General features: G+C 33.3%; 3 protein-coding genes. All 3 read right to left on the reverse strand.

Going from position 1 to position 2,661, the window contains the following annotated elements:
• Positions 1–340, reverse strand: a 340-nt coding sequence (locus BLR76_RS11390) for a phage integrase N-terminal SAM-like domain-containing protein (protein WP_176759713.1), incomplete at its 3' end; no start/stop codon positions are given.
• Positions 333–1,319, reverse strand: coding sequence for a tyrosine-type recombinase/integrase (locus tag BLR76_RS11395; protein ID WP_091269022.1), 987 nt, complete (start codon positions 1,317–1,319; stop codon positions 333–335). The genes BLR76_RS11390 and BLR76_RS11395, both read right to left, overlap by 8 nt.
• Entirely contained in the window at positions 1,309–2,526 is a 1,218-nt protein-coding gene (locus BLR76_RS11400) for a site-specific integrase (protein ID WP_091269024.1), read from the reverse strand. The genes BLR76_RS11395 and BLR76_RS11400 overlap by 11 nt, the downstream gene beginning before the upstream one ends.
• Between the last annotated feature and the right edge of the window lie 135 nt (positions 2,527–2,661).

Consider the following 2,661-nt stretch of genomic DNA (forward strand, 5'->3'; position numbering starts at 1 on the left):
GTATTGATAATATAGAATTGCACAATTCCATATATTGTGGGGCTTCAATTTGTAAATACCGAAAGAATGCATGTAAAGCTGCCAACCTTTGATTTCTGGTTGAAATAGAATAATTTTTTGTATCTTCCAACCATGTTAAAAACTCCTCAACCATCTTCCTGCTTATCTTTGAAAAACATAATTTTTCCGGTTTAATTCGAAGAACTTCATTACAATATCTTAGATAAATTGTAAAGGTATCCCTATATGATTTAATTGTGTTATCACTGTATCCCGTTCTTTGTGTGATATATTCTAAAAAGTATTTAGATAAATATCTCCCAAAATCAGCACTATTCATTGATTTTCACCTCCGGAAAAACTCCGCTATAAAGAGGTGTAACAGAATCAATAATTTGTCCATAAGCTTCTTCTGTAAGTCTCAGATATTTTTCTGTACTTTCAATATCCCGATGTCCTAAGTAGGTACATAAAATTGGTAAAGCGCAATAAATGTCCTGGCCGTCCTGTACCATCTTTTCTAAAGCGTGAACTGCGAAAGTATGTCGAATATCATGAACCCTAGGGCCAATTTCGTTATCTGTAAATATTCCAGCCTTCTTCATAAAATGCTTAAATTTAACATACACAGGAGTATTGTTATATTTCCCATTATCCCGTGAGGGATAAAAATAGCCATTATCGTGCATATCAAATCCCATGTTTGAAGCATATTGTCGACAATAATTTTGTAATGATGTCGACATAGGAACTAGTCTGCTAGTATTGTTCTTAGCTTTTTTAACGGTTAGTATCCCGTTAACTAGATCAACATCAATCTTTTTTAATGATAGCGCCTCATTGATCCTTAATCCACATCCGTACAACATTCTGAAAAGCATCGGGTAGATCAAGTGATAATGCTTACTACACGGGGTATAATCCAAGCTATCTAAAACTTTTATTATGCTGGCGATTTCTTTATGAGTAAAAATATAAGGAGTAAATGTTTTTATAATAGGGATTAATTCTTTAGGGTGCACGTAAAAATTAAAGCCTAAACTGTTCATAAAAATTGAAAATTGTCTAATAAGGCTCATTCTCATATGTTGAGTCTTTGTCGATTCATTGCCTCTTTTGCTTACATAGTCCTCGACCATATCCTTATTCAGCCTCAAAAGGGCCATATCGTAGTTTTTAAAAAAATCATCCATGTACCTTAATTGATAAAGTGAAGATTCTCCAAATTTATAACCAAGATTTCGTTTATATTCAACATACATCGGACAATACTCTTTAAAAGGACCATCAAAGATGAAATTCTTTTCTCTATCTTTCATATGGCACCTCCAATGCAACCGTTCGAAGTTGTTCAATATCAATACGGAGATACAATTTCGTTGTATTTGAATTTTCATGACCTAGTACGCCTGTAATAATAGGGAATGGGGTGTTATTCTTAAGTAGGTTGCTTGCCATACTATGTCTCATGGAATGGAGACCGTGCTTCCTGCTATTGATGCTGATGCCTGCGGCATCCATATATTTATTTATATTACTCCAGAATACATTTCCTTTTACAAATGCGGTAAAGGGAGCCCGGTGGCGTATAAAAACATGAGAATCATCAGTTTTGGGTCGACTATTTTTTATATAATCAATCAAGGCGTATTTCAAGTTGTCAATTAGTGGGAGCCGTATTGAATTCTTGGTTTTCTCCTGTATAAATTCTATAGTGTCTAAGTGCCACTTTATGTTTTCAAATTTTAAATTTCTTATATCTCCAGCACGCATCCCCAACTGTACGGCTAATAATATTACTATATAATCTCTACGCCCAAATTCAGTGTTCCTATCCACCTGCTTAAGTATCTTTTGTATTTCTTCTATTGAATAATAGGATGGAATTCTCTCAAATTTATTTGTGAAAACAACCGGCAAGAGGTGACTAAGTGGCGATTTCGTATAGCCTTTTGAAATAAGAAAAGCCAAAAAGTCTCTTATAGTGAACAAAATCCCGGACCTTGTTGCACTTGCATATTTGTTTAATGTTTCTAAATAAAGAAGTACATCATCAGGAATTAAATTATTTAGATCCATCAGATTTTTGTTGCCAAGATAACTTAGAAAATCAATAATCTGTATCTTTTTACCCTGAAGAGTACGATGAGACAATCGAAGCTCCTTTTGGAGCAGAATATATTCTTCCAAAGGATTCTTAAATTGATGAGGAACCTGTCTTCCTGATCGTTGATGGCATAAATGAAACGAATTATGCTGGCGGAATTCTTCCAGAACCTTAATGCATCTAACCTTAAATACTTGAGAAGATGATAGTTTTATATCTTCCCTAATGCCATAATAGTCTGATAGGAAATCTTCCCCTAACTTTAATGAGAAACTTTCGTAATTTTTAGTTTCTGCATATTTCATTAAATGCTTCCAGACAAGCCTATACTGATAAATGGTTCCTTCGGAATACTTTAAATCAACTAAATGTTGATTTGCCTGCTGAATTAATTCTGTAAGATTAGTAGTATCGGACATTTTTTAACCTCCTAAATAATGTTAGATACTACTTTATCATTAAAATATTATGCAAAGTTAATTACTAAGAATCTTTTGTTACATCTAGCATTTAGATCTTAACTTTACATAATATTTAGCTTTCCATAAGATGAA

This window comes from Alkalibacterium thalassium (genome assembly GCF_900101165.1).
Classification (GTDB): Bacteria; Bacillota; Bacilli; order Lactobacillales; family Carnobacteriaceae_A; genus Alkalibacterium; species Alkalibacterium indicireducens.

Excerpts from the sequence above, each read along its gene's own strand:
- BLR76_RS11395 (WP_091269022.1), bottom strand. The coding sequence starts at position 1,319 with ATGAAAGATAGAGAAAAGAATTTCATCTTTGATGGTCCTTTTAAAGAG.
- BLR76_RS11400 (WP_091269024.1), bottom strand. The coding sequence starts at position 2,526 with ATGTCCGATACTACTAATCTTACAGAATTAATTCAGCAGGCAAATCAA.